28 protein-coding genes, 1 other RNA gene, 1 pseudogene and 1 riboswitch are annotated in these 25,969 nt (G+C 45.7%); of the genes and pseudogenes, 24 read left to right on the top strand and 6 right to left on the bottom strand.

All coding sequences use genetic code 11. The features are described 5' to 3' along the window. Nucleotides 1-55 precede the first annotated feature (55 nt). From asnS to ACH97_RS19750, 4 genes are all read left to right on the top strand, one after another. Nucleotides 56-1,348: an asparagine--tRNA ligase gene (gene asnS / locus ACH97_RS19765; RefSeq protein ID WP_020451924.1), complete on the top strand. Its 1,293-nt coding sequence runs from the start codon at nucleotides 56-58 to the stop codon at nucleotides 1,346-1,348. Nucleotides 1,349-1,422: 74 nt separating this feature from the next. After that, nucleotides 1,423-2,121, top strand: a complete 699-nt coding sequence (locus ACH97_RS19760; RefSeq protein WP_020451923.1) for a DnaD domain-containing protein — start codon at nucleotides 1,423-1,425, stop codon at nucleotides 2,119-2,121. A gap of 16 nt (nucleotides 2,122-2,137) precedes the next feature. Beyond that, nucleotides 2,138-2,800 (top strand): endonuclease III, encoded by a 663-nt coding sequence (gene nth, locus ACH97_RS19755; protein WP_020451922.1) that lies wholly within the window; start codon nucleotides 2,138-2,140, stop codon nucleotides 2,798-2,800. Beyond that, nucleotides 2,797-3,300, top strand: coding sequence for a YpoC family protein (locus tag ACH97_RS19750; RefSeq protein ID WP_048350635.1), 504 nt, complete (start codon nucleotides 2,797-2,799; stop codon nucleotides 3,298-3,300). Before nth ends, ACH97_RS19750 begins: the two co-directional genes overlap by 4 nt. Nucleotides 3,301-3,320: 20 nt before the next feature. Here the strand turns inward: ACH97_RS19750 and ACH97_RS19745 are convergent, their stop codons facing one another. Together ACH97_RS19745 and recU are read right to left on the bottom strand one after the other, a co-directional pair. After that, nucleotides 3,321-5,996, bottom strand: a complete 2,676-nt coding sequence (locus tag ACH97_RS19745) for a PBP1A family penicillin-binding protein (protein WP_048350636.1) — start codon at nucleotides 5,994-5,996, stop codon at nucleotides 3,321-3,323. A 57-nt stretch (nucleotides 5,997-6,053) separates the two neighbouring features. Beyond that, nucleotides 6,054-6,650, bottom strand: coding sequence for a Holliday junction resolvase RecU (recU, locus tag ACH97_RS19740; RefSeq protein WP_003182896.1), 597 nt, complete (start codon nucleotides 6,648-6,650; stop codon nucleotides 6,054-6,056). 53 nt (nucleotides 6,651-6,703) lie between these two features. Between recU and ACH97_RS19735 the strand changes: the two genes are divergently transcribed. Continuing rightward, complete coding sequence (locus tag ACH97_RS19735; RefSeq protein ID WP_020451919.1) at nucleotides 6,704-7,663, top strand: DUF2515 domain-containing protein; 960 nt, start codon at nucleotides 6,704-6,706, stop codon at nucleotides 7,661-7,663. 29 nt (nucleotides 7,664-7,692) lie between these two features. On the opposite strand, the gene sspM is transcribed toward ACH97_RS19735, so the two are convergent. Further along, nucleotides 7,693-7,797, bottom strand: a complete 105-nt coding sequence (sspM, locus tag ACH97_RS19730; RefSeq protein ID WP_025811234.1) for an acid-soluble spore protein SspM — start codon at nucleotides 7,795-7,797, stop codon at nucleotides 7,693-7,695. Nucleotides 7,798-7,996: 199 nt separating this feature from the next. On the opposite strand from sspM, the gene ACH97_RS19725 reads away from it, so the two are divergent. Beyond that, the gene (locus tag ACH97_RS19725) at nucleotides 7,997-8,224 is read left to right on the top strand and encodes a YppD family protein (RefSeq protein ID WP_025811235.1); all 228 of its coding nucleotides are present in this window, start codon (nucleotides 7,997-7,999) and stop codon (nucleotides 8,222-8,224) included. A gap of 57 nt (nucleotides 8,225-8,281) precedes the next feature. Beyond that, a complete protein-coding gene (locus ACH97_RS19720) occupies nucleotides 8,282-8,653 on the top strand; it encodes a YppE family protein (RefSeq protein ID WP_050820869.1) in 372 nt (123 codons plus the stop codon). A gap of 32 nt (nucleotides 8,654-8,685) precedes the next feature. On the opposite strand, the gene ACH97_RS19715 is transcribed toward ACH97_RS19720, so the two are convergent. Beyond that, entirely contained in the window at nucleotides 8,686-8,886 is a 201-nt protein-coding gene (locus ACH97_RS19715) for a YppF family protein (RefSeq protein ID WP_011198064.1), read from the bottom strand. Between the two features lie 178 nt (nucleotides 8,887-9,064). Between ACH97_RS19715 and ACH97_RS19710 the strand changes: the two genes are divergently transcribed. Beyond that, the gene (locus tag ACH97_RS19710) at nucleotides 9,065-9,508 is read left to right on the top strand and encodes a YppG family protein (RefSeq protein WP_025811236.1); all 444 of its coding nucleotides are present in this window, start codon (nucleotides 9,065-9,067) and stop codon (nucleotides 9,506-9,508) included. An 18-nt stretch (nucleotides 9,509-9,526) separates the two neighbouring features. Here the strand turns inward: ACH97_RS19710 and ACH97_RS19705 are convergent, their stop codons facing one another. Further along, nucleotides 9,527-9,946, bottom strand: a complete 420-nt coding sequence (locus ACH97_RS19705; RefSeq protein ID WP_025811237.1) for an Hsp20/alpha crystallin family protein — start codon at nucleotides 9,944-9,946, stop codon at nucleotides 9,527-9,529. A gap of 175 nt (nucleotides 9,947-10,121) precedes the next feature. Between ACH97_RS19705 and ACH97_RS19700 the strand changes: the two genes are divergently transcribed. From ACH97_RS19700 to ACH97_RS19670, 8 genes are all read left to right on the top strand, one after another. After that, nucleotides 10,122-10,628 (top strand): PTS sugar transporter subunit IIA, encoded by a 507-nt coding sequence (locus tag ACH97_RS19700; protein WP_025811238.1) that lies wholly within the window; start codon nucleotides 10,122-10,124, stop codon nucleotides 10,626-10,628. A 139-nt stretch (nucleotides 10,629-10,767) separates the two neighbouring features. Beyond that, nucleotides 10,768-13,011, top strand: a complete 2,244-nt coding sequence (locus ACH97_RS19695) for a DEAD/DEAH box helicase (protein WP_048350638.1) — start codon at nucleotides 10,768-10,770, stop codon at nucleotides 13,009-13,011. A 5-nt stretch (nucleotides 13,012-13,016) separates the two neighbouring features. Beyond that, on the top strand, nucleotides 13,017-14,330 hold the full coding sequence (locus ACH97_RS19690) for a ribonuclease H-like domain-containing protein (RefSeq protein ID WP_020451912.1): 1,314 nt from the start codon (nucleotides 13,017-13,019) through the stop codon (nucleotides 14,328-14,330). A gap of 241 nt (nucleotides 14,331-14,571) precedes the next feature. Further along, complete coding sequence (locus ACH97_RS19685; RefSeq protein ID WP_020451911.1) at nucleotides 14,572-14,841, top strand: CotD family spore coat protein; 270 nt, start codon at nucleotides 14,572-14,574, stop codon at nucleotides 14,839-14,841. 116 nt (nucleotides 14,842-14,957) lie between these two features. Further along, nucleotides 14,958-15,509: an SLOG family protein gene (locus ACH97_RS19680; RefSeq protein ID WP_025811241.1), complete on the top strand. Its 552-nt coding sequence runs from the start codon at nucleotides 14,958-14,960 to the stop codon at nucleotides 15,507-15,509. A gap of 80 nt (nucleotides 15,510-15,589) precedes the next feature. Next, a complete protein-coding gene (gene gpsB / locus ACH97_RS19675) occupies nucleotides 15,590-15,886 on the top strand; it encodes a cell division regulator GpsB (RefSeq protein ID WP_003182873.1) in 297 nt (98 codons plus the stop codon). Nucleotides 15,887-15,938: 52 nt separating this feature from the next. After that, nucleotides 15,939-16,325: RNase P RNA component class B (gene rnpB, locus ACH97_RS24160), an RNA gene on the top strand. Nucleotides 16,326-16,420: 95 nt separating this feature from the next. After that, nucleotides 16,421-17,572: a THUMP domain-containing class I SAM-dependent RNA methyltransferase gene (locus ACH97_RS19670; RefSeq protein WP_048350637.1), complete on the top strand. Its 1,152-nt coding sequence runs from the start codon at nucleotides 16,421-16,423 to the stop codon at nucleotides 17,570-17,572. A 128-nt stretch (nucleotides 17,573-17,700) separates the two neighbouring features. Here the strand turns inward: ACH97_RS19670 and ACH97_RS19665 are convergent, their stop codons facing one another. Further along, the gene (locus tag ACH97_RS19665; protein ID WP_020451908.1) at nucleotides 17,701-18,162 is read right to left on the bottom strand and encodes a hypothetical protein; all 462 of its coding nucleotides are present in this window, start codon (nucleotides 18,160-18,162) and stop codon (nucleotides 17,701-17,703) included. A gap of 255 nt (nucleotides 18,163-18,417) precedes the next feature. Here ACH97_RS19665 and ACH97_RS23545 point away from each other — a divergent pair. The 8 genes and pseudogenes from ACH97_RS23545 to ACH97_RS19630 all read left to right on the top strand — a co-directional run. Beyond that, nucleotides 18,418-18,539 (top strand): annotated as a pseudogene (locus tag ACH97_RS23545) (IS1595 family transposase); the annotation flags it as partial. Nucleotides 18,540-18,685: 146 nt separating this feature from the next. Further along, nucleotides 18,686-19,048, top strand: a complete 363-nt coding sequence (locus ACH97_RS19660) for a hypothetical protein (protein WP_026579404.1) — start codon at nucleotides 18,686-18,688, stop codon at nucleotides 19,046-19,048. 197 nt (nucleotides 19,049-19,245) lie between these two features. Then, a complete protein-coding gene (locus tag ACH97_RS23860) occupies nucleotides 19,246-19,422 on the top strand; it encodes a hypothetical protein (protein WP_020451906.1) in 177 nt (58 codons plus the stop codon). A 108-nt stretch (nucleotides 19,423-19,530) separates the two neighbouring features. After that, nucleotides 19,531-21,450 carry an ATP-dependent DNA helicase gene (locus ACH97_RS19650; protein WP_050820871.1) on the top strand — a complete coding sequence of 640 codons (1,920 nt, stop codon included), beginning with the start codon at nucleotides 19,531-19,533 and terminating at the stop codon, nucleotides 21,448-21,450. 115 nt (nucleotides 21,451-21,565) lie between these two features. Next, nucleotides 21,566-23,068 carry a carboxypeptidase M32 gene (locus ACH97_RS19645; protein WP_048350163.1) on the top strand — a complete coding sequence of 501 codons (1,503 nt, stop codon included), beginning with the start codon at nucleotides 21,566-21,568 and terminating at the stop codon, nucleotides 23,066-23,068. Between the two features lie 139 nt (nucleotides 23,069-23,207). After that, nucleotides 23,208-23,307: riboswitch (purine riboswitch) on the top strand. A gap of 118 nt (nucleotides 23,308-23,425) precedes the next feature. Continuing rightward, nucleotides 23,426-24,010, top strand: a complete 585-nt coding sequence (gene xpt / locus ACH97_RS19640; protein WP_048350162.1) for a xanthine phosphoribosyltransferase — start codon at nucleotides 23,426-23,428, stop codon at nucleotides 24,008-24,010. Continuing rightward, nucleotides 24,007-25,323, top strand: a complete 1,317-nt coding sequence (locus ACH97_RS19635; protein ID WP_048350161.1) for a nucleobase:cation symporter-2 family protein — start codon at nucleotides 24,007-24,009, stop codon at nucleotides 25,321-25,323. Before xpt ends, ACH97_RS19635 begins: the two co-directional genes overlap by 4 nt. Nucleotides 25,324-25,396: 73 nt before the next feature. After that, nucleotides 25,397-25,948, top strand: coding sequence for a GNAT family N-acetyltransferase (locus ACH97_RS19630; protein ID WP_048350160.1), 552 nt, complete (start codon nucleotides 25,397-25,399; stop codon nucleotides 25,946-25,948). Nucleotides 25,949-25,969: the final 21 nt, after the last annotated feature.

Here is a 25,969-nt window from a genome sequence, read left to right as displayed (position 1 = left end):
GTCAGAAAGAATGAGGGCTTGACCGAATTCTTTCGTGTTTTGGAGGGAAACGATAGTGAAAACAACAATAAACCAAGTGTACAAGCATGTTGGTGAAGAAGTAACAATCGGCGCTTGGATCGCCAACAAACGCTCAAGCGGCAAAATTGCGTTTTTGCAGCTTAGAGACGGGACAGGCTTTATCCAAGGAGTCGTCGTCAAAGCGGAAGTGGACGAAGAAACATTTCAAGCCGCTAAATCTGTCACACAGGAAACATCGCTATATGTAAAAGGCGTCGTCAAAGAAGACGAGCGTTCGCCACTCGGCTACGAGCTTGCTGTCACATCGCTTGAAGTCATCCATGAAGCAACAGATTATCCGATTACACCAAAAGAACACGGAACAGAATTTTTGATGGATCACAGACATTTGTGGCTCCGTTCAAAACGGCAGCACGCAACGATGAAAATCCGCAATGAAATCATTCGCGCTACATACGAATTTTTCAATAAGGAAGGCTTTGTTAAAGTCGATCCTCCGATTTTGACGGGAAGCGCACCTGAAGGAACGACAGAGCTTTTTGCGACAAAGTATTTTGACGAAGATGCCTACCTTTCGCAAAGCGGCCAGCTTTACATGGAAGCTGCTGCAATGGCTTTAGGAAAAGTCTTTTCATTCGGGCCGACTTTCAGAGCCGAGAAATCAAAAACAAAGCGCCATCTGATTGAATTCTGGATGATCGAACCGGAAATGGCGTTTGTCGAATTCAATGAAAATCTTGAAGTTCAAGAGAACTATGTCTCTTTTATCGTTCAAAGCGTGCTTGAAAACTGCAAAATTGAACTGAATACGCTCGGCAGAGACACTTCCAAACTGGAGCTTATCAAAGCGCCTTTTCCAAGAATCACGTATGATGAAGCGATTCAGTTCTTAAAAGAGAAAGGCTTTGACGATATTGAATGGGGCGATGATTTTGGCGCTCCTCACGAAACGGCGATTGCCGAAAGCTATGACAAGCCGGTATTTATTACACACTATCCGACATCATTAAAGCCGTTTTATATGCAGCCTGCCCCTGACAGGGAAGATGTCGTATTGTGCGCTGACTTGATTGCGCCTGAAGGCTACGGTGAGATTATCGGCGGATCTGAACGGATCCATGATCTTGAGCTTCTCGAAGCACGCCTGAAAGAGCACGGTTTAGAATCGGATGCTTATCAATGGTATGCAGAGCTGAGAAAATACGGATCAGTTCCGCATTCAGGATTCGGACTCGGACTCGAACGGACGGTTGCCTGGATCTGCGGCTCTCCGCACGTCCGCGAAACGATTCCGTTCCCAAGACTATTAAATCGCTTATATCCTTAAGAAAAAAGTCTCCTGATTCCAGGAGACTTTTTCACAGTCATCCATGATATACTGGAAGGTAAGAGGTGTATCGAATGAAAAAACAGCACTTTATTAAGATGCAGGAGATGGGATCTGTCACCATTCCGAATCTGCTTTTTTTAAACTATCGGGAGCTTGGCTTAAACGAGACAGAATTCATGCTGCTCTTAAACATTAAAATGCATGTTGAGAGAGGTTCATTTTTTCCGACCCCGGAGGAATTAAGCAAGACGATGTCGATTGAAACCGAACAATGTATGAACATGCTGAGAATGTTCATTCAAAAAGGCTTCATCTATATAGAAGAATGCGAAGACCAGAACGGCATTAAGTTTGAAAAGTATTCGCTCGAACCTCTCTGGGGCAAGCTGTTTGAGCATCTTGAAATGGACGAGCAGAAGCAACTCGCCGAACAGAATGAAGGCGAAGAGAAGAGCCTTTATACGATCTTTGAAGAAGAATTTGCGCGGCCGCTGTCTCCGCTGGAATGCGAGACGCTCAGCATCTGGCTTGACCAGGATCATCACGATGCACAGCTGATCAAACAAGCTCTCAAAGAAGCCGTCATATCAGGAAAACTAAATTTCCGCTACATTGACCGGATTTTGTTTGAGTGGAAGAAAAACGGCATTTCAACAGTCGAACAAGCCGCAAACTACAGCCAAAGATTCAGGCGGAAGACCGCTCCGCGGCAAAGTGAGCAAAAGGAGTATACAAGACAGGTTCCTTTTTACAATTGGCTTGAACAATAAAGTGAAAGGTGAAGACATGCTGACAAAAAAACAGATCGAGTTTTGTTTAGAAACAATCGGTGAAATGTTTCCGGATGCTGAATGCGAATTAGTCCATGACAATCCGTTTGAACTTGTCATCGCCGTCGCTTTATCGGCCCAGTGCACAGACGCGCTTGTCAATAAAGTGACGAAAACGCTTTTCAAAAAATATAAAAAGCCTGAAGATTATCTTGCCGTTCCGCTTGAAGAGCTGCAGCAAGATATCAAATCGATCGGCTTATACCGGAACAAAGCCAAAAATATTCAAAAGCTCTGCAAAATGCTGCTGGAAGAATACGGCGGTGAAGTGCCGAAAGACCGGGATGAGCTGGTGAAACTTCCGGGCGTCGGGAGAAAAACCGCCAATGTCGTCGTTTCCGTTGCATTCGGTGTTCCTGCCATTGCCGTCGACACCCATGTGGAAAGGGTTTCAAAAAGGCTCGGCATTTGCAGATGGAAGGATTCGGTAGCGGAAGTCGAAAAGACGCTGATGAAAAAAGTGCCTGAATCAGAGTGGTCCGTTACTCATCACCGACTGATCTTTTTCGGACGCTATCACTGCAAGGCGCAAAGGCCGAAATGTGAAGAATGCCCGTTGTTTTCTCTGTGCAGGGAAGGGCAAAAACGATATAAAAAAGGGCTGGTGAAGCTGCCGTGACAAGCGTTTCACTGTTGGACGAATACGAAAAAACGCTGCGGAAGAGAAGACTGGAATCCGGCGAAAGGCTTGACGTTCTTTCGGAAAATCCGCTCTGCTATGATTTTTTTCAGGACATAGAAGAGAACAAGCCGTGGGAGAATGCTGAAGAATGGGTCCCGCTTCTGTTTGCGGTTTGGGAGCGTACAAAAGAAAAGCTTCTGCCCGTCTTTAAAACGAGAAAGTCAAGGTGCAGCCAGGATGATATGCTGAACGGGGTGTGCTGCTTGATCGCAAGCCTCCACTGGACGATGGGGGAGCCCGTCAAAAGTCTCAACTGGGAGATCATCACCCGTAAGGATTTTGGAGCCAAGCCGATGAACTGGACGGAACGCCTCGAGTTTATCCTCCAGAAACCAACGCAGTATCATTGTTTTATTCAGCTTGACGAATTGTTTACGGAAATGAAAAAGCAATTTTATAAATATATTGCCATCAATCATAAAAAAGCCACTCACTAAACTGTGAGTGGCTTTTTAGATTAATGGGTGCCGGTTGATTGACCGTTGGAATTTGTTTGTTGATCATCTGTGTTGCTGTCTTGATCCGGGTTTTTGTTTTTGTCTTTATTCTGATCTTTGTTTTGATCATCGGCGTCATCATCTTTTCTGCCGTCTGTATTTCCCGGATTTTGATTGTTTTGATCCGTATTGCCTGAATTTTGATCATCCGGCTGATTTGAGTTGCCGTTATTTTGTTTGTCTTTGTCCTGATCATCATCAGCATCAGCATCCTGCTTCTTCTCGTCATCCTCGTCTTTCTTTTCATCGTCCGCTTTTGACTCATCATCTTCAGCCGCGTTGACTTTAAGCGTCACAGAAGCAGGGTCGCTTTCGCCATCTTCAGTAACGGCCGTGACTTGGAATCTGTAGACGGATCCTTCTTTTGTATTCGGTATGACGGCTTCTTTAGCGCTGCTGCTTTGAATTTCGCTGTATCCGCCTCCGTCAACAGATTGTTTGACTTTAAAGGATACATCACCGTCTCCGGAATATGACCATGAAAGCTTGATGCTCTTTGATGCTTCATCATATTCTGCGCTCAAACCTGTCGGCTTGTCGGCATCTTCTTTTTCCTCATATTTTTTCGAAACGGTCGTCGGCTGTGTGCCTTTTACAAAGTACTCAGTGACTTTTTTATCGCTAGGCGTGTTGCTGCTGGCGAGCACCGGCGGGTTCGAGCCTTTTAAAACGGTCGCTTCAACGACGCTGTCAGGCTTTTCAAATGAGCCGCTGCCGTTGTCCACCTTGGCAATCAGTTTTTTGAACAGGAGCTTAGCGACTTGCTGTTCGTTTACGCTCAGCGAATTAAAGCCTTCTTTACCGGTCCAGACCGCTGCCGTATATTGCGGCGTATAGCCGACGAACCATGAATCCCTTGCTCCGTTTCGACTTATGCCGTGTTTTCTAATGTCGTCCTCGGTAAAGTTCGTCGTACCCGTTTTACCTGCTACAGTAACGCCATTGACTTGTGCGGCTGTTCCTGTTCCTCGCTGAACAGCGCTTTTCAGCATATCCGTTATCATAAATGCGGTATAATCGCTCATGGCTGCCTTTGATTCAGGCGTCAAATCAAGCTTTGTGCCGTCATTGAATTCCACCGCTGTAACGGTATGCGGCTCATTGTAGTAGCCGTTGTTGCCGAAGGCGCTGTACGCTCCGGCCATTTGCAGAGGCGACACACCGTTTCCGAAGCCGCCGATTGCGTAAGCTTCCACTAAATCATCTGAATTTATGTTAAGACCAAGGTTGCCTGCGAATTTTACAATATTGTCTTTTCCGGCTGCCTGGAATGCTTTCAAAGCTGGAACGTTTCGAGAATCGACAAGTGCCTCTCTCATCGATATCCAGCCTCTGTGTTTTCTGTCATAGTTGTTAATCGGATCTCCGGTTGAATATGTGTATGCTTCATCTTTAATCTGTTCATACGTCGACCATTTCTTGTTCTCAATGACAGGGCCGTAGTCAAGGATCGGCTTAATCGTTGAACCAGGCTGACGTTTCGTATCTACTGCATAGTTAAAGTCGCCTGCTTTCCGGTCGCGTCCGCCGCCGAGCGCGCGGATTTCTCCGGTCTTCGTATCAAGCAGGGTGAGGCCGGCCTGCATTTTTTCAGTATACTGGATCGAATCGCCGTCCATCAGCTCATCCACATAATCCTGGGCGTCTGTATCAATCGTCGTGTAAATTTTCAGTCCGTCCGTTCCCGGAGTGACGTTCGCTTTTTCTTTCACTTCAGCGACGGCCTGCTCGATAAACGCGCTGTATTTGTTGGACGTTGATTTTGCGTACTCCTTCGGAGAGACAAGGCCTTTTGTGACGGCTACTTTTTTCGCTTTGTTGTACTCTGCGTCAGAGATAAAGCCGTGTTTATTCATCAGGCTCAGCACGACGTTGCGCCGTTTCTCGGCTTTTTCCGGATGTTTGATCGGGTTGTAGTTATTCGGGCTTTGCGGCATGCCGGCAAGCGTTGCGGCCTGCTCGACCGTTAAGTCGTTTAGATCTGTAACCCCGTAGAACTGCTCAGCCGCTTTTCCGACACCGTAGGCCTGCGGAGAGAAGTAAATCCGGTTTAAATACATTTCAAGAATTTCGTCTTTTGAGTATTTTCTTTCGAGCTGGAACGACAGCCAGACTTCCTGGACTTTCCGTTTCAGCGTTTTTTCATGTGACAGAAGGGAGTTTTTGACGACCTGCTGTGTGATCGTACTTCCGCCTTCAGAACCGAATCCGCCTTCGAAGTTTGCCAGAAGCGCTCCTCCGATCCGGATCGGATCGACGCCGTGGTGGTCATAGAAACGCGCGTCTTCCGTTGCAAGAAATGCGTTTTTGACGGAATCCGGTATATCTTTAATCGACACGTACGTCCGCTTTTCCGAACCGATTTCGGCGATTTCTTTTCCGTTTTTGTCATAGACGGTGGAAGAGTACGGTGTTTTCAGTTTTGCTTCATCAAGGGACGGGGAGTCCGCTACCATCACCGCAAAAGTGACGCCCCCGGCAATCAAGCCGATAACACCGATGATTAAAATAGATAAAAGAATTTTCTTAAACAATCCTGCTTTTTTCTTTTTCTTGGGTTTAGAATGAGTATTAGACCTGCTTTTGCCCTGCTGGGCTTTTCGCCGTTCCTGGCGGCTGTTAAATTGATCTGACATAACATCTCAACCTTTCGTAGTTAAACCTTTCCGCTCACATGACTTTAAAATCATAATTTATGATGGCGAAAAATACAACTGATCAATAATCTTAATATAATCAATTCTTGGCGAGTATCCAAGTGAAATAGGGTGAGCGGCTTCCTGAAGCTCGTCTTTTCGGATCGATTTTCTGCCGTTTTGTTTTTTCCGCTCCCAGAAATAAAATAATTTTTCTGCTTCCAAAAAATAAATTTCTTCAAAAGCGGATATGATAACAAAACAAATGCCGTCTTGCGCCACAACCTGCTTCATATGCTCGATCTGATGATCGTGGAAATTCTGAAGCGGGAAGGAGGTCCGGCTCTTCGTTTCTTTCGCTTCAAAATCGATGTAGCGGCCTTTATAAACCCCATTATAATCAGTAGTTGACGACTGCTTGAAATATGCTTCCTTGATCACCGCAGCGCTTCGCTTCGGATAATCGACCTGAACAATCTGTACAGGAGTCGGTTTTTTATGGATGACCGCAATCGAATGAGATTGATAATACATATTCGTTTCATTCAGGTCATCTTCGAGGGTCATGCCGCGATTGGAATACGACGGCTTCTTTTGCAAGGATGAGGCAGCTGTTTTCGGCTGATACGATTTGCCGTTCGGGTAACGAATCACTTTCTTCATCCTCCTTTTACAAAAAATCTGGATACTAACGGAAGTGGCTGATCTTGCACAACACTTTTTCCGCGGCGGAGCTGACGAGCCGCATTCAAGAGCTGACCGCAAAACTGAACAAGGACAATATCTCACGGACAAATGCCTACAAACGCTACTTTGACCGCCATCCTGAAATCAAGTGGTCGCTTTTGGCTTCATTTGTTTCCAGGAATGCCGGCTGGTCGATGACCGATTTAAAAGGACGTTTATTCGAGCTCGGACTTACGGCTTTTCAGCAAAAATGGCTGTTTTTAACGTATGAAAGAGCGAACTGGCTGATTTTTTCGGACGCCTATCCGCAGCTCCTGTTATACCATTGGTCCAAGCAGCTTGGCCAGCCGCTGTTTCATTTGCTCTCCTCATTTGGTGTGTCTTCATTTATGAAAACGGAGTGGGAGCGGTTCTGGCATGAGCGCGATCAAAAGCGGCTCATGTACGCTCTCATTATAAATGAACAAAACACTATCCAAACTCCTATTATACAAAATCCTTTGTTTAAAAAGAATGTTTTTCAGACGATTCCTTTTCAGCTATGTGAATGGTTTCACTTCAACACAGTGATTTTTCCGACGGTAGAAGGCGTTTTTTACGGTGTGTCTGTCAAACGCTTCACTAGTTTAAAGGAAAGGATCAAGCTCGGCAAGCAATTAAGCGAGCTGCTGTTTTCGCCTGAGCTTTTCCCCGGTTTTTTTCACTTTACATCATGTGTTCCGCATACCGGGTCGCGCTTTGATATGGAACGCTGGGCAGGGGTTAAAATCAGAACCTCGCCGTTTTTGAGAACGTGTTATCCCGTTGTTGCCCATTCATTAGACGGATTAAAATCCGATTGGTTTCGCGGAGGAAAGAGAGAGGCAATGTTCAAAGATGAAAAACTGCCGAAAACGATCGAAATCACCGATTGGTATTTTCAAAAAAGAAGGCAGCTGCAGGCATTGTTTTCGCTGGAGCATTGGCTGAATAAGAGGTAAAACAAAAAAGCAAGGGTTCTCCTTGCTTTTTAAGTGGACGGGCGGTTAGGTCCGCCTAATTTTTTATCCAGTGTGTCTGTTTGTTTAGCATCAGGTTTTGTTTTCGCAGGTGTTTTCTTTTTGTTGTTTTCCACAGCGGGCACCTCCTTACCTTTTTAGATTTTGCAAAAAAGCGCTGATCATACCATTTTTCGCAAGATCACTTGTCGAAAGCGGCGCGTTTGGCTGGAAAATGAGTTTCTTTGGCGGTTTGCTTCTAGTTTTGTCAGCTGCGGAGGAGAGGGGGCGCATAGGGGAGAATGCATAGAAGGCGATCAAAAAGGAGGGAAGCAAATGAACGGATTTGCAAGCAAAGACTCGGTCCTTCAAATGCTTTTGGAAACGGAATCAGACATGTCGTCTGCTGAGAAGGCTTTGACAGAAGCAGTACGCCGGGCGGAGTATGAAAATCGGGCTGGCTGGAACGAACGGCTCGATCTGATTGAAAAAGAACTGGCAGAGCTCTTGGCTTGTTTAAACAGCACGTTAATGGGAGTGGAGCCAAGAGGAGAGACGGCATAAGCCGGATTCGTTGTAACGGTCGTCTTCCTTTGGTACGATAAACCCGAGGTGAAAAAATTGGATACACAATCTCTTCTTGTACAGACACGGGAATTAATCCGCCTTGTAAAAGAAGCGGAAGAACGATACAGTAAGGGAAAAGAGGAAGGGACGGAATACGATTTTTTCGAGGTTGTCAAACCTTCTGTCGAGAGACTCGAACAAACAGTGAAAAGCTGGCTGGCGGAAAGCCTGCCTTATATCAAGGCCAATCGGCCAAAATACATTTATGAAGAACAGCTCAGCTCGGTGGAGGAAAATGCAAATGAAATTTTCATGCAGTCCTATTTTTGCAAAATCCATAAAAAACGCTTTAAAGATCTGACGGAATCCGTCCTCTATACGCTGAAAAACGTAGAAGACGATATATTAAAAGAAGACCGGGATTAGACCCGGTCTTCTTTTTTATGAGGGCTGTTTGTTTAGCTGGCGTCCGTATTCATATCATAAGCAGGGTGCTGTGCGCCATTCGCTTCAAGAACTTTCATACTTGTGCGAAATTCGTTTAATGTCAGATGTCCCTGGATATACAAAAACTTGGCGAAATCCATCAGTTTGTTCATGCAGTCTGTCTCATACTGTTTCATCTCGGCAAAACAATTTCTTAAGTATGATACGTTCATATGGTGCATCCCCTCTCCTTTATATTAATAATATCGTACCATAACAATTCGACTTTTTTCTGTTTTTCAAATATTAAAATTTTCGACACTTTTTGACAAACTTGTGACAGAACCTTTGGAACGGGAAATGCTTTTATATCATACACATATAAAAAAGGGCTTTAGGAGGAGAGGAAAGATGGAAGAGAGGAGAACCGCCGTATATCCTTATTCCGGCCCCGGTGCTTATGTTCAAGCGGATCAGCAAAACCATCATGCCTATCATCCCGTTCAGCCGTACTACAGCCAGGAAACCGTCCCGTACGCTCATCCAGCTCAGCGGCCGCAGGCATATCAGCCGATCGAGCAGAATGTGGACCCGTTTTCAGTCTATCATCAGCCTGTTCAGCAGCAAATGCAGCCGCCGCTTCCGCCGTTTCAGGCATTTCCTTATCAGCATCCATATCCCTCGCCGCGGCCGAATCTCCACCAGCCATCACAGTTTCAAAGCTTTCTGTCGCAATTCAAAAAAAAGAACGGGCAGTTTGATTTCAGCAAAATGATGGACACCGCGGGCCAGATGGTGAGCACGGTCAACCAGGTCGGAGCGCTGGCCAAAGGGTTTATGGGATTCTTCAAATAAAAAAAGCATGGATGAAGGTCATTCATGCTTTTTTTGCTCCGGAAATGAGACCGTGAGGATATTTCGGTTCCACGACGTCTTCATTGTTTCTTCGCGGACGGGATATGGGAGCAGAACGGTTCTGGACAGGCTTGTAAATGATGAAGAACCGCCGTTTTCTTTTTTCTCCTTCAAGGCGACATGAAGATACCTCGATTTCGCTTCAATCATGATATCTCCGTTTTGAAACGATTCAGGAACGGCGATGTCGACGTGAAGCACCTCATTCTCCTCTCTGATGTTCATGGAAATGGTGGAATTCTGAAGCTGGTCTGATATCAGTTTTTGAAATGAATTTAAAATATCGTGGAAAGGTGAATTGTAAAATAACTGTTCAACCGCTTCTTGAATTTCGTCTTTCTTGCTGAGCGAGTGATTGTCGTTTTCCTTGAAATCCATTCTTCATCACCCCGGTTTTTTATTTTCAGCTTATGCAGGGGCTCTTGGTATGGTTATTCATTGATGGGAATTTGAAAGTGTGGTTAAATAGTGGGGAATCCAAAGATTTGATATTTAACCTGTTCCTCTTTTAATAGCCATCATAAAGAGGCGTTTTGAAAGGAGTCCAACTGTATTGCTGAAAAAATTATTCGGTATTGGTCAGAAACAAAATGAAGTGAAAGAAGAAACCGTTTTTTCACCGGTTGACGGACAAGTTTTGGAACTTTCAAAAGTCCCTGACCCCGTTTTCTCCCAAAAGATGATGGGTGACGGAATGGCTGTCGAGCCTTCCGGAGGCGAGATCGTATCACCTGTCGACGGGGAAGTGATCCAGCTGTTCCACACAAAACATGCCATCGGCATCCGTTCACTGTCCGGCGTGGAACTCTTGATTCATATCGGTCTGGAAACCGTAGCGATGGAAGGCGTTGGTTTTACAGCCCATGTCAAAGAAGGAGACAAAGTAAAAGTCGGCGATCCTTTAATAACGTGCGATTTGGAACTGATCAAGGAAAAAGCGAGCAGCACCATTACGCCGATCGTTATTATGAACGGCGATGTGTTGGAGCGCGTCACAAAACATGAAGAGGCAAAGGCGAAAAAAAGCGAGACAAAGCTCATGGAGCTTAAAGTTAAGTAACAGCAAAAAAGCAGAGAGCGATTCTCTGCTTTTTCCTTTTTCATTTTCTCAGGAAATCACCTCTTTCAGAACGAACGGACATTCGCTAAAATAGAAGGGAGAGGTGACAGCGTTGTTTCAAAAACGAAATTTGACAGATATGATTCAGCTTCTGAAAGAAGACCAAGCTTTCAGTAAGCAAATTGTTCATTGGCATACAATTGAGGAAAAAGAGGCGGATTACCGCGATTTTCCTGAAGGTTTAGATAAAAAAATCGTCCATGCTTTACAGCAGAGAGGGATAGAAAAGCTGTATTCCCATCAGGCTGACGCGTTTCTGCACAGCGCCGCCGGCAAAAACGTGACGCTTGTGACGCCCACGGCATCTGGGAAGACGCTTTGCTACAATCTGCCCGTCATTCAGCGGATCACAGAAGACCAGGATGCACGCAGCTTATATCTTTTTCCGACAAAGGCATTGTCGCAGGACCAAAAAAGCGAACTGAACGAATTAATCGATGAAATCGGTGCGTCGATCAACTGTTATACATATGACGGAGATACGTCGCCTTCGATCAGACAGAAAGTCAGAAAAGCAGGACATATCGTCATTACAAACCCGGATATGCTGCATTCGGCGATCTTGCCCCATCATACAAAATGGGTGTCATTGTTTGAAAATCTGAAATATATCGTCATCGATGAGCTTCACGTATACAGGGGAGTCTTTGGCAGCCATGTAGCCAATGTCATCAGAAGGCTGATGCGGATCGCTGAATTTTATGGAAGCAAGCCGCAGTTTATCTGTACATCCGCGACGATCGCCAATCCATTGGAGCTCGCTGAAACGCTCACAGGGCAGCCGATGCATCTGATTTCAAACAATGGCGCCCCGTCGGGAAGAAAGCATTTTTTATTTTACAACCCGCCGATGGTCAACCGTTCGCTTAACATCAGGAAAAGCGCGACCCTTGAAGTGAGAAAGCTCGCATCCGAATTTTTGAAAAACGGCATTCAGACAATTGTGTTTGCAAGAAGCAGAGTCCGGGTTGAAATTATATTGACATACTTGCAGGAAGTGATGAAACCGATTGTCGGCCCTAATTCGATTCAGGGGTACAGGGGCGGCTATCTGCCGAACGAGCGGCGCGTCATTGAAAAAGGCCTTCGCAGCGGGGACATTAAGGGCGTTGTCAGCACGAATGCGCTTGAGCTGGGCGTTGATATCGGACAGCTGCAGACATGCATCATGACCGGATATCCGGGAACGATCTCGAGCGCCTGGCAGCAGGCCGGCCGCGCCGGAAGAAGGCACAACGAAGCGCTGATTGTCATGGTGGCAAGTTCCGCCCCGCTCGATCAGTACATTGTACAGAATCCGGACTATTTCTTTAAACAAAATCCCGAGACTGCCGTCATTAATCCGGACAACCTGGTCATTCTTGTCGATCATATTAAATGCGCAGCCTTTGAACTGCCTTTCAAAAGAACGGACACATTCGGAGGTGCCGAAATCGAGGATATTCTTGACTACTTGGCAGAAGAAAGAGTCCTCCACTTAACCGGGAACACGTATCACTGGATGAATGACGCTTTTCCGGCGCACGGCATCAGCTTGAGGTCGGCTTCTCAGGAAAATGTTGTCATTATTGATCAGTCAAAGCGCGAGAAGGCGAAAGTGATCGGGGAAATGGACAGGTTCAGCGCCATGACGCTTCTGCACGATGAAGCCATTTATTTGCATCAAGGCATCCAATACCAGGTGGAAAAGCTTGACTGGGAGGAGAAAAAGGCGTTTGTCCGCGAGGTTCAAGTTGATTACTATACGGATGCCAATCTTGCCGTCCTATTGAGAGTTCTCGAAGTTGACAAGGAAAAAAAGACAGAAACCGCAGCGTTCGGTTTTGGGGATGTGACCGTTCAGGCAAAAGCGACGATTTTTAAGAAAATAAAATTTGAGACGCATGAAAATATCGGTTCAGGACCGATTCATCTGCCTGAAGAGGAACTGCATACCAATGCGGCTTGGGTGCAGGTGAACGATGACGAGCGGCAAAATTGGAACGATATCAAATTGGAAGAGGCTTTGCTTGGAACTGCAAACGTCCTGGGACATGTCGCCGCCTTAAAAGTGATGTGCGATCCGTCTGACCTGCACGTTTTTCCGCAAATTAAAGCCGTTCATAACGAAAAGCCGACGATCTTTTTGTATGATCGATATCCCGGCGGAGTGGGGCTGTCTCAGAAAGTGTATGAACAAATGCCTGAGATCATCAGTGAAGCGCATCGGCTGATTTCAAGATGTCCGTGTGAGTCAGGATGCCCTTCCTGCATAGGAGTGGGCGGCAGCGGCGATCAGACAAAAAACAATGCGCTGCGCCTTTTAAAAGGCTGGAAAGGTTGAGCGGAATGTCTTTAAAACGAAAACTTAACCGCTATAAGCATCACCTGGGAAATCAAGCGAAAGAAGAAAAAACGGATTCTCCGGCAGAAAAGCGGACTTCCGTGTCCGTCGGTTTTGAGAAAGAATGGGCCGAACTCGGTGTTAAACCGTATGTGTTTGAGGAATGCTATTGCCTGATCAGGGAAGTCGTTTATCCGTTGACACATGTTCATGGCCATTACGCATTTTCTGAGCTGCATGAGACGGTTCGGCACTGGAACAACAGCGCCGTTTCCCATTCACTTTCAAGCAAAGGGTATACACCGAGCCAGCTTTTTTTCTTTGATACGGAAACGACCGGTCTCGGAGGAGGAGCCGGCAATGCGATCTTTTTGCTCGGCCATGCACGGGTGTATGACGACTGCGTAGTTGTCAAACAGCATCTGCTGCCAAAGCCGGGGCACGAAGCCGCCCTCTATCACAGCTTCCTGAGTGAAGTCGATATTCAGTCTCTTGTCACCTACAACGGGAAAGCGTTCGACTGGCCTCAGGTGAAAACAAGGCACACGCTGATCCGCGACAGGGTCCCAAAGCTGCCGGATTTCGGCCACTTTGACCTGCTCCACGGATCCCGCCGCCTTTGGAAGCATAAATTTGACCGCGTCTCTTTGGGGACGGTGGAAAAGGAAGAGCTGGGTGTTGGAAGAACTGAAGATACGCCGGGCTACCTGGCGCCGATGATGTATTTTCATTTTTTAAAGGAGGAGCGCCCGGAAATCATTGAAGGCGTTTTGCGCCACAATGAGCTTGACGTGCTTTCTTTAATCTCTCTTTACATCCATTTATCGAAGAAAATCCTCGCCCCGGAGCAGACAGCAGAAGCAAACGAAAAGTACGCGATGGCAAAGTGGCTCCTCGCCAACCGGGAGACAGAGCTTGCGACAGCGCAATTGCAGGAGCTTGAAAAAAAGCCTTTCGAGCAGTCTGAACGCGCATCATTCGATTTATCCATGCAGTATAAAAAGCAAGGCATGCTAAAAGAAGCCGCATCCCTTTGGCTGAAGCTCCTAAATGGAAAAGACGGAAAAACCGCCTGGCGCGCAGGCATCGAACTTGCCAAATACCTTGAACATCGAAAGCGGGATATCCGGGCCGCCCTCGAGGTAACGGATAACCTGATGCTGCAGCACGGTTCACAAAAGTTTGAGCTGACCGAAAAAGAAGTGGCCGATCTTTTGAAACGGCGCGAGCGGCTGGAAAGGAAATTCGGACGAAATATTCCCCGGGCAAGCGCAGAAAACGACGGTCTTCGAAAGCCAAACATTTCAAGCATGTTATGAATTGTAGAAACCGATCGCTTCTTGTAAAATAACGTTAGAATGGTTTGAAGGGAGCGTCGATATGTATAAGGGGCTGTTTTATCTGTTTTTTGTCGTCGTACTGTTTATCGTATTGATCATGACGAATTTCAAGGAAAGCTTTATGGCTTACTTTTAAAATAGGTTTTTATATTAGTACATGTTTACCCCTTGCTTCATAGTTTAATAGTGTATATAGAAGCTTAAAGAAAGGGGAATTTTCATGCACTGTAAACCGCATGTAATGGCGCCGATTGTTCATCCTACTCAATGCTGCTACAACCATACGCAAAGCAAAACCGTCGTACCGCACATTCACCCGCAGCACACAACGAATGTCAACCATCAGCATTTTCAGCATGTTCATTACTTCCCGCAAACTCAATCAGCTGTCAACCAGGCATCACACCAGCACTTCGTGAGCCCTGGCGCAGGAATGATGCCCGGGCCTGGAGCGATGCCGGGACCTGGAATGGGTATGGGTCCTTACTAAAAAGGATTTTCGGAAGTTTTGTCAGGATGAACGAGCGCCGGATTGAACGTGAGCAACAGAATATCTTTTGAAAAAATGGGGCGGAATACGGCCCCTTTTTTTAGCAGGTGATTAACATGAAAGTATTGGCCGTTACAGGGTACAAGCCGTTTGAACTCGGGATTTTCAAACAGGATGACAAGGCCCTGTTCTACATAAAAAAAGCGCTTGAAAACCGACTGACCGCCCTGCTTGAGGAAGGCCTGGAATGGATCCTTATCTCAGGCCAGCTCGGCACGGAACTATGGGCGGCGGAAGTCGCGTTTTCGCTGCAGGAAGAATATCCCGACTTGAAAGTGGCGGTTATCACTCCGTTTTTGGAACAGGAAAAGAAGTGGAACGAGAAAAACCAAGAGCAGTATGAAGCTGTGCTCGCAGCCAGCGATTTCACTGAAAGCTTGACACACAGGCCGTACGAAAGCCCGGTCCAATTTAAACAAAAAAACCGGTTTTTCATCGAAAAGGCGGATGGCTTATTGATTCTGTACGACGAAGAAAGAGAAGGCTCGCCTGTGTATATGCTGAATGAAGCAAAAAAGGCTCAGGAAAAACGCGATTTTCCGATTTACACGATTACGATGGATGACCTGAGAGTCACCGTTGAAGAATGCAGCTTTTATGAAGAGTAAAAAGTGCAAGAGAAAATTTGACATTGCACACGTTTTCTGAAAAAATATAAGATGATGATTCACGATATGAGGTGAAAAAGATGCTTGCTGATAAAGTGAAGCTTTCTGCTAAAGAAATTTTGGAAAAAGAATTCAAAACAGGAGTCAGAGGCTACAAGCAGGAAGATGTTGACAAATTCTTGGACATGGTCATTAAAGACTATGAAGCCTTCCATCAGGAAATCGAAGAATTGCAGCAGGAAAACCTGCAGTTGAAAAAACAGCTTGAAGAAGCCAACAAGAGACAGCCGGCTCAATCAAATACGACCAATTTTGATATTCTAAAACGGCTTTCCAATTTGGAAAAACATGTGTTTGGAAGCAAATTATACGATTGATGAAAACCGCTTGCCCTTTAGAACAAACTAAGCTATAATAGTTGATGTCTTAACGTTCGGGTAATCGCTGCAGATTTTACATCTGTAGAGGAAAGTCCATGCTCGCACGGTGCTGAGATGCCCGTAGTGTTCGTGCCTAGCGAAGTCATAAGCTAGGGCAGCCTTGCAGAAGGCTGACGGCAGGAAAAAAGCCTACGTCCTTTATGGATATGGCTGAGTATCCTTGAAAGTGCCACAGTGACGAAGTCTCACTAGAAATGGTGAGAGTGGAACGCGGTAAACCCCTCGAGCGAGAAACCCAAATTTTGGTAGGGGAACCTTCTGGACGGAAATGAACGGAAAGAAGGACAGAGTTGACTCTGTAGATAGATGATTACCACCCGAGTACGAGGCTTAGCAGCCGACGGCAGTACGACGGAACAAAACATGGCTTACAGAACGTTACACACTATTATGATGATGACAATGTATAAGCTCTCCGCAGGTAGGAGAGCTTTTATCATGTAAAAAACATACATAAAAACAGGTGATATGATGAAAACCTATACATTAATTGCAACAGCGCCGATGGGAATTGAAGCGATCGTCGCCAAAGAGGTGCGAGATCTTGGATATGATTGTACGGTTGACAACGGCAAAGTCTTGTTTGAAGGCGATGCCCTCGCCATCTGCAGAGCCAATCTGTGGCTGAGAACCGCTGACAGGGTGAAAGTGCAGGTTGCCGAATTTACGGCCAAGACCTTTGACGAGTTATTCGAGAAGACAAAAGCGATCGACTGGAGCGCCTATCTTCCTGAACTCGCCTCATTCCCTGTGACGGGAAAATCTGTTAAATCAGTGCTCGCAAGCGTGCCGGACTGCCAGCGTATCGTCAAAAAAGCGATCGCCGAGAAGCTGAAATCAGCGTATCAGACACAAGGCGGGTGGCTTGAGGAAACAGGCCCGGAATATAAAATCGAGGTCTCCCTTTTAAAAGACAAAGCGGTCATTACGCTTGATTCATCCGGAGCCGGTCTTCATAAACGGGGATACCGAACCGGCCAAGGGGAAGCGCCGCTGAAAGAAACCCTTGCTGCAGCATTGATTCTATTGACAAATTGGACGCCTGACAGACCTTTCGTCGATCCGTTTTGCGGTTCGGGCACGATACCGATCGAAGCGGCTTTGATCGGCCAAAATATCGCGCCGGGTTTCAACAGGGATTTTGCATCCGAAAGATGGGAATGGATCGGCAAAGAAGTGTGGGATCAAGCGAGGCTGGAAGTCGAAGACAAGGCGAATTATGATCAGCCTCTGTCAATTTCGGGGTATGACCTGGATCATCGTATGATCGAGATCGCCAAGGCGAATGCCGAGGAAGCGGGACTCGCCGATTTCATCGAATTTAAGCAAATGCAGGTAAAGGATTTTCGGACGAAAGAGGAATACGGCGTGATCGTCGGAAATCCGCCGTACGGGGAACGCCTCGGTGAAAAGAAAGCAGTCGAAGCCATGTATAAAGATATGGGCGAAGCATTTGCCGGACTTGATACGTGGTCTGTTTACATGCTGACATCAAACGAGCGTTTTGAAGAGTGCTACGGGAAAAAAGCGACAAAAAAACGGAAACTCTTTAACGGTTTTATTAAGACGGACTATTACCAGTATTGGGGGAAAAGGCCGCCAAAACCGAATAAAGAGAAGTGAAGCTAAAAGGCTGCCATGAAACGGCAGCCTTTTTTCTTTCCATAGCTGGAAAGCCGCCGAACGGCGTTTTTAAATTTGCGCGCCCGCGGGATTATCCCCTTAAAAGCGCATGGCAAAACATCGATTCACTAGTAAATCCATGAATCATTTTTCTTTTTATAAGACGAATCATAGCATTTTTTGCGCGGCTCATAGTAGCAGTCTTTCTTGCAAGGTTTGTGGTAATCGTAGTCTTTTTTACAAGGCTCATGGTAGTAATAATCCTTTTTGCAATAATCGTAATCCTTCTTGCAAGGCTTATGGTAATCGTAGTCTTTTTTGTAATCCTCATGGTAGTAATAATCCTTTTTGCAATAATCGTAATCCTTCTTGCAAGGTTTGTGGTAATCGTAGTCTTTTTTGTAATCCTCATGGTAGTAATAATCCTTTTTGCAATAATCGTAATCCTTCTTGCAAGGTTCATGGTAATAGAAGTCTTTTTTGCAAGGCTCATGGTAGTAGTAGTCCTTTTTGCAATAATCGTGATCTTTCTTGTAAGGATCATAATCATAATCCCAATAATCTTTCTTTGCCGGTTCATAATAGTACATAAACTCTCCACCTTTAGTCTATAAATTTTTAAGTCCCTACAGGATATGATAGAAAAACAGAATAGACTGGGTTTTTATTGTGGATAAAGCGCACATTGTCTAACACAGTCCTTACTATCTGATGTTAAGCTGTTGTTTGACTGGAAAAAGGGTGTTTGACCGCTGTGAAAACGGTTAAACGTAAATGTTGATATTTGATAACTTCCCCGAAATTTTGATACAATCAAAATCAGAACAAATATTCGATGGTAAGTTATCAAGGAGAGCAAAGCGTTTAGCAACTTGTTAAAGGATATCAGCAGATTACCACACACCCAAAAAGAACAAGATGGGTTAAACGCTATGTTGAACCTTCTTCCACTGTGAGTGGTCGATTGTCGCTGCGAAATATCTTGATTTTTATTTGTCGATAGTCGAAATGACAGTTTACGACTCGCAAAAATGAATGTGCAGTCCTAATTCAACCATTAAGCAGATTGTTAAAAAATGTTGAATCATTAAAAAAGAAAAATGAGGTTTGTATATGAATTCTGTCAGCCAAGAAATCCAAGATTTTTCCATTCAATCGTTGGAGTCAACTTTTAATAAACTAACAAATGCTTATAAAAGCACGAAAGAAAAAGGTTCAAACACAACTCTTGTCAAAAAGAGACTAAACGCAGTAAAAATTGGTTTAGAAAGCCTAAAAGGTATTTGGAATGGAGAAGATTTTGGCTATAACGAAGAAATCATATTGACTTCTAAAGAAGTTTTACAAGGTATCATTCCATCTATTGAAAAACAAATAGCCAAAGCAAAAGAAGGCAGTCCTCAAAAAACATTAAAAGAGCGTCGCTTGACTGCACTAAAACTGGCAATCGAATCTTTGGAGAACCGTCTTATATAAGACGGTTCTTAAAGTTTTTAATTGTTCCGGAATTGGGTGAGTTACATAACAAGATTGAAGGAAACCATTTTTCACTATGGATTCCCTTTATTTTTGCGTATTTATCAAGAGCAAAGAAAAAACATAAAATCAGCCTGTATAAAAACGATTCATCCTGCATATACTCGGGATTATTGATTTTGAAAAGGGGTGATTTCATGTTGAACAGCGATCACATTCATATGATTCAAAAAGCGCTGGAGACGTCAGAAAACCAGCTCGAGGACATTGGCGAAGAGCGCCTTACATATGCTAAGGAAGAATTGAAAAACGCGATCAGCCATATGGAATCGACGGATCATCCGTTTTTGACGCATTCGATTTACCGGAAATAGTTAAGAGAGGCTTCCTGCTCCTTTTCTCAAATCTTTCTTGTTGAATTTCCCGAATCATAGTGATAGGATAGAAGTTCTGAAAACTCGATAGTTGGGGGTTGGAGCAGGGTGACAGCATCTCGTCTGCCTTTTTCATTAACAAAAACAAAAAACTTTTATGAAGAACTGAACAATTGGATCGGTGATGTATTTTACGATATTCTTCCTGAAAAAGGCTTTGATTTGCGCGATGAGCAAATATTCATGGCTTTTCAATTAGAGAGGGCATTTAAGGAAAAGAAGGTCATGTTTGCAGAAGCCGGAGTCGGAACCGGAAAAACGCTCGTCTATCTTCTGTTTGCCTTGAGCTATGCCAGGTATACGGGCAAGCCGGCGGTCATCGCTTGTGCGGATGAGACGCTGATCGAACAGCTCGTCAAAAAAGAAGGCGATATTTACAAAATTTCCGAGCATTTAGGCTTGACGATTGACGCAAGGCTCAGCAAATCGCATGATCAATATTTATGTTTGAAAAAACTGGAGAAAACGATGCAGCGCTCTGATGATGAGAAATGGCTTGACCTCTACGAAAGTCTGCCGTCTTTCGTTCACGAATCGCATGGTATGCAGACTTTTTATCCATACGGCGACCGCAAAGAGTATTCGTCTTTATCAAATGATGAATGGTCTGAAATCGGTTACGATTCATTTCAAGACTGTCTTACGTGTGATATGAGGCACCGCTGCGGACTCACATTGTCAAGAGACCATTATCGAAAATCAACTGATTTCATCATCTGTTCCCATGATTTCTATATGGAGCACGTTTGGACAGAAGAGGCGAGAAAACGGGAAGGCCAGCTTCCGCTTTTGCCGGAACACAGCGCTGTGGTTTTCGATGAAGGGCATCTGCTCGAGTTTGCGGCGCAAAAAGCGCTGACATACAGGGTGAAGCAATCGACGCTCGAAATGTTTCTCGAGCGCCTGCTCGGCAATGACATCAGAGAAGAATTTGCAGAGCTTGTCGAAGAAGCGCTTCGCGCCAACGACGAATTTTTCGGTTTGCTTTCGGAAAACGCCGAAAAAGCAGAAGGCTCTGAGCGCATGCGCATCAAAGATCATGCCAATCTGAAAAAAGCGGCCGCCGAGCTGTATGATTTGCTTGAAAAAATCGGGGAGGCGCTCGTTTTTGAAGGCGAGCTGTACACGATCGACCAATACGCTTTAACCGTTGTCGAAGAGTATCTCGAACAGATGGCTTACTCCCTTTCGCTCTACAGGAAAAATGCGATCAGTTGGCTTGAGCAAAAAGAGCTTGAGTCGACATTCGTCGTCATGCCGAGAACCGTCTCCGAAGTTCTCGGAGAAAAAGTGTTCTCCAAGCAGATTCCATTTATTTTCTCATCGGCGACATTATCGGAAAACGGATCGTTCGATTATTTGGCGACAAGCCTTGGGATCCGCGACTACTTATCATTTACCGTTGATTCGCCGTACGATTATGAAGAGCAGATGAAAGTGTACATCCATCGAATTGAGGAAAGAGAAGCGAAAGAAAAAGCGGCAATCCGTGCAATCAAAGAATCGGGCGGGAAGACGCTGATCCTGTTTCCGTCTTTTGAGGAGCTTCTGTCCTTCAAGCGCCGGACTGCACAGGAATCATTTTCGTTTCCTGTTTACTTTGAGGGGGATGAAGAAATCAGTACAATCGTTGAAAAGTTTCAAACGGTTGAAGAATCCGTTTTGTGCTCTGTGCATCTTTGGGAAGGGCTCGATATTCCCGGAGATCCGCTGCAAAATGTCATCATCTGGTCGCTTCCTTTTCCGCCGCATGATCCTGTGTTTGAAGCGAAGCGGAGCGGTTTGGAAAACGCCTTTCGCGAAGTAGACCTCCCTTACATGCTGCTAAGGCTGCGTCAAGGCATCGGACGTCTGATCAGATCAAACAGCGACCGCGGCACGATCAGCATTTTTGCGGGCGATGAAAAAGAATGGAATGTAATAAAAGAAGTCGAATCTGTGCTTCCTGTTCAGCCGGTCTATGTATAAAGAAAAGCGGACATTCCGCTTTTCTTTTTTTTGGCTGCATAAAAGTTGACTTTCGTAAATATTTCCATTAGTCTGATTACAATTCGCATCATATAAGGGAAGAGGAGGATGAATGATGTCGATCAATACATATGAAGAAGAGTTTTTAGAAACATTAAAGAAAATCAGCCGGTATGAGCAGGCGATTAACGTGATGTATTGGGATATGAGAACGGGCGCGCCGAGAAAAGGCGAAGAAAGCCGCGCCGAAGCGATCGGCCAATTGTCGGCAGACGTCTTTCAGATGAGAACGTCCCCGCGGATGAAGGAGCTTTTGGATGCCCTTGCCGAGCAAAAACAGGATCTGCCTGCCGATACACAGAAAGCGGTTGAGGAAGCAAAAAAAGAATACGATTTAAACAGCAAGATTCCGGAAGAGGAGTTCAAAGAATATACGACGCTGACATCCAAAGCGGAATCCGTCTGGGAAAAAGCGAAAAAGGCGTCCGATTTTTCTCTCTTTGCTCCGTATTTAGAAAAAATCATCGACTATAAAAAACGGTTTATCTCGTACTGGGGATATGAAGGCCACCCTTATAACACCCTTCTGGACCAATATGAGCCAGGCGTTACAGTCGAAAAGCTCGACGGCCTTTTTGCTGAATTGCGGGAGGCGATCGTTCCGCTTGTGCAAAAGATTGCCGCCAGTGATCAAAAGCCTGATACGAGCTTTGTGCACGAACGTTTTCCAAAAGAGCGGCAGCGCGATGTATGCCACTTTTTCTTAAAAGAACTGGGCTATGATTTTGAGGCGGGGCGCCTGGACGAGACGGTTCACCCTTTCCAGGTGACAATCAGCCAAGGGGATGCCCGGGTGACCACAGCTTATAATGAAAACGATTTTCGCTCGGCTGTTTTCGGAACGATTCATGAATGCGGCCATGCCATTTATGAACAAAACATTGATGAAGCGCTGGGCGGAACCAATTTAGCAGACGGCGCATCAATGGGGATACATGAATCCCAATCCCTTTTCTATGAGAACTTTATCGGCAGGCATCAAGGCTTTTGGAAGCGGTATTTTGAGAAAATAAAAGAAGCAAGTCCTGACCAGTTTGCAGGTGTTACTGCCGAAGGGTTCTACAGGGCCGTTAATGAATCAAAGCCGTCGCTGATTCGGATTGAGGCTGATGAGCTGACATATCCGCTGCATATTATGATTCGCTACGAAATTGAAAAAGCGATTTTCAGCGGGGAAGTATCGGTCGGAGACCTTCCGAAACTATGGAATGACAAATATGAAGCATATCTGGGCATTACGCCTCCCGACGATGCTAAAGGAATTTTGCAGGATGTCCATTGGTCCGGCGGCGATTTCGGTTATTTCCCTTCATATGCGCTTGGATATATGTATGCGGCTCAACTGAAATCAAGCATGCAGAAAGATTTCCCTGAGTTTGACCGCCTGATTGAAAACGGCGAATTTCAACCGATCAGAAAGTGGCTGACAGAGCACGTTCACATCCACGGCAAAAGAAAAAAACCGCTGGACATCATCAAGTCTGCGACAGGCGAAGAATTAAACGTCCGTCATTTAATCCGCTACCTGAAAGAAAAATATACAACACTCTATTTGTAAAAAAGAAATCCCTCCCGTTGCCCGGGAGGGATTTTCAGGTCAGAATTTTCTGTTAAATACGAACATTCAACTGAAAAAAATGTGTGCAGGTTCGTCTTTTTTTGTTTTATCCCTTTTCATTCAGATCGAAAGTTGATATAATTTGATACATTATATCACTCATATAATCGCGTGGATATGGCACGCAAGTTTCTACCGGACACCGTAAATGTCCGACTATGAGTGGGCGCTAAGAAAACGAACGTCTTTTAGTGAAACAGACGGAATTCGTCTTTTTAAGCATTGCCCGCTCGCATTCAAAATCCGAGCGGACAATGCTTTTTTTTATGAAGGGCAATTGATGAACGGAGGGGTTTAATGGAAAAGCTAAAACGAAAAATTGCAGAGCATGGCACGGTGTTGTCTGACGAAGTGCTTAAAGTTGATTCATTTTTAAATCATCAAATCGATCCGGAATTAATGCTTGCTGTGGGCGAAGAGTTTGCCTCGCTTTTCCGGGAGGAAGGCGTCACGAAGATTGTGACGATTGAATCCTCAGGCATTGCACCTGCCGTGATGGCAGGCTTGAAGCTGGGCGTGCCGGTAGTATTTGCAAGAAAGCGTCAATCGCTTACCTTAACGGAAAATCTGTTGACGGCTTCTGTCTATTCCTTTACAAAGAAAACGGAAAGTACAATTGCTGTATCAGCCAGCCATCTTTCAAAGGATGACAAAGTTCTGATCATCGACGATTTTTTGGCAAACGGACAAGCGGCGAAAGGGCTCGTTTCCATCATTGAGCAGGCCGGCGCAAAGGTGTGCGGAATCGGAATTGTCATCGAAAAATCATTCCAGACGGGCAGGGAGGAGCTTGACAATCTTGGAATCAGAGTCGAATCCCTTGCGCGTATTGCATCTCTTGCCAATGGAAAAGTTACCTTTTTACAGGAGGTTGGGTCATGAAACTTACGGCCGGTAAAACCGTTTCATTAAGCATTCAGCACGTCCTGGCCATGTATGCAGGAGCCGTTGTCGTGCCGCTGATCGTCGGCGGCGCTCTCGGCTTGACGCCGGCTGAGCTGACATACCTTGTGTCTGCCGACATTTTGATGTGCGGAGTGGCGACACTGCTGCAAGTTTGGAAAAACCGCTTTTTCGGAATCGGTTTGCCTGTTGTATTGGGGTGTACGTTCACAGCCGTTTCCCCGATGATTGCGATCGCTTCGAAATACGGTATTCCAGCGATCTATGGAAGCATCATCGCAGGCGGTGTGATTGTCGTTATCGTTTCTTTTTTCTTCGGAAAGCTTGTTAAGTTTTTCCCTCCCGTGGTCACAGGATCGGTCGTCACGGTGATTGGGATCACCTTGATTCCCGTTGCGATGAACAACATGGCCGGCGGTGAAGGCAGCAGCGATTTCGGCGAGCTGTCCAATCTTGCATTAGCTTTTTCCGTTTTGCTGGTCATCGTCCTTTTATATCGTTTTACAACAGGATTTGTCAAATCAATTTCCATTTTAATCGGTTTAATCGCAGGAACAGCCGGCGCCGCTCTGATAGGGAAAGTTGATTTTACAGAAGTGGCAAACGCAGGCTGGGTGCAGATGATCCATCCATTTTACTTCGGCGCTCCCGTTTTTGAGGTCACACCGATCTTGACGATGTCTCTCGTGCTGATCGTCAGCCTTGTCGAGTCTACAGGCGTCTACTTTGCATTGGGTGATTTGACGGACCGCCGGCTGACAGAAAAAGATTTGGCAAAAGGATACCGTGCCGAAGGGATTGCCGTGCTGCTGGGCGGGGTTTTCAACGCCTTCCCTTATACGGCCTATTCGCAAAACGTCGGTCTCGTCCAGCTGACAGGAGTTAAGAAAAACAGCGTGATCGCGCTCGCTGGAGCTTTTCTTATTCTGTTGGGGCTGTTTCCGAAAGCCGCTGCTTTAACGACGATCATTCCTAAACCTGTGCTCGGCGGCGCTATGGTCGCGATGTTCGGCATGGTGATCGCCTACGGGATCAAAATGCTGAGCCGGGTTGATTTCGGAAAGCAGGAGAACTTGTTGATTGTAGCGTGTTCAGTTGGAATCGGCCTTGGCGTGACGGTCGTACCGCAAATGTTTCAAAACCTTCCTGATGCCGTCAAGCTTTTGACAGAGAACGGAATTGTCGCGGGAAGCTTTACAGCCATTCTCTTGAATGCGATCTTTCACATCCATCCGTTTTCTCGTCATGCTGAACAACCAGAAGCAGTTCCAACTGAAAAATCCGCCGTTTAAAACCTCACAGATTGTGAGGTTTTTTTGCATTGCGGATTAGCCATACTACCGGTATGAAGAGGAGGCGTAACGAATGGAAACTGTGAATGAGCTTGTCGAACGCATCAGCACGAAAGACGGCGGTGAAGCTGTCATCCGTCCCGTCAAAATGGCGGATGCTCCTGATATCATTGAAGCGGTAAAAGATGTGATTCATACCGGTGTTTACATCCAAAAAGAACGGCCGCGCACACTTGAGGAAGAGCGGGCATTCATCAGCGATATGATGGAAAAGGATAACATGTATGCGGCGGTTGAAATCGATGGTGCGGTGTACGGAATTGCCCGTGTCATTCGCGGCGACCTCAAAATGAAGCGGCACACGGGGCTGTTCAGGACCTGGCTTCACAGCAAAGCGCAAGGTCTTGGGATCGGCAGGGAATTCATGTCCTACACCCTCAACTGGTGCAGGCTGCATCGTCTGCATAAGCTCTGCCTGACCGTATTTTCCGCAAATCAAGCAGCGCTGTCGCTCTATGAGAAAAGCGGCTTTATCATTGAAGGGGTTCAAAAGGAGCAGGTTTTGGCGGACGGGAATTATGAAGATGAAGTGCTGATGGCCTATTTTTTCGAGAGGTCCACATAAGGCCGGGCGATTCGGGAGACG

This window comes from Bacillus paralicheniformis (assembly GCF_001042485.2).
Taxonomy (GTDB): Bacteria; Bacillota; Bacilli; order Bacillales; family Bacillaceae; genus Bacillus; species Bacillus paralicheniformis.
The sequence above is the reverse complement of the archived record's forward strand: the minus strand, read 5'-3'. Positions and strand labels throughout refer to the sequence as shown.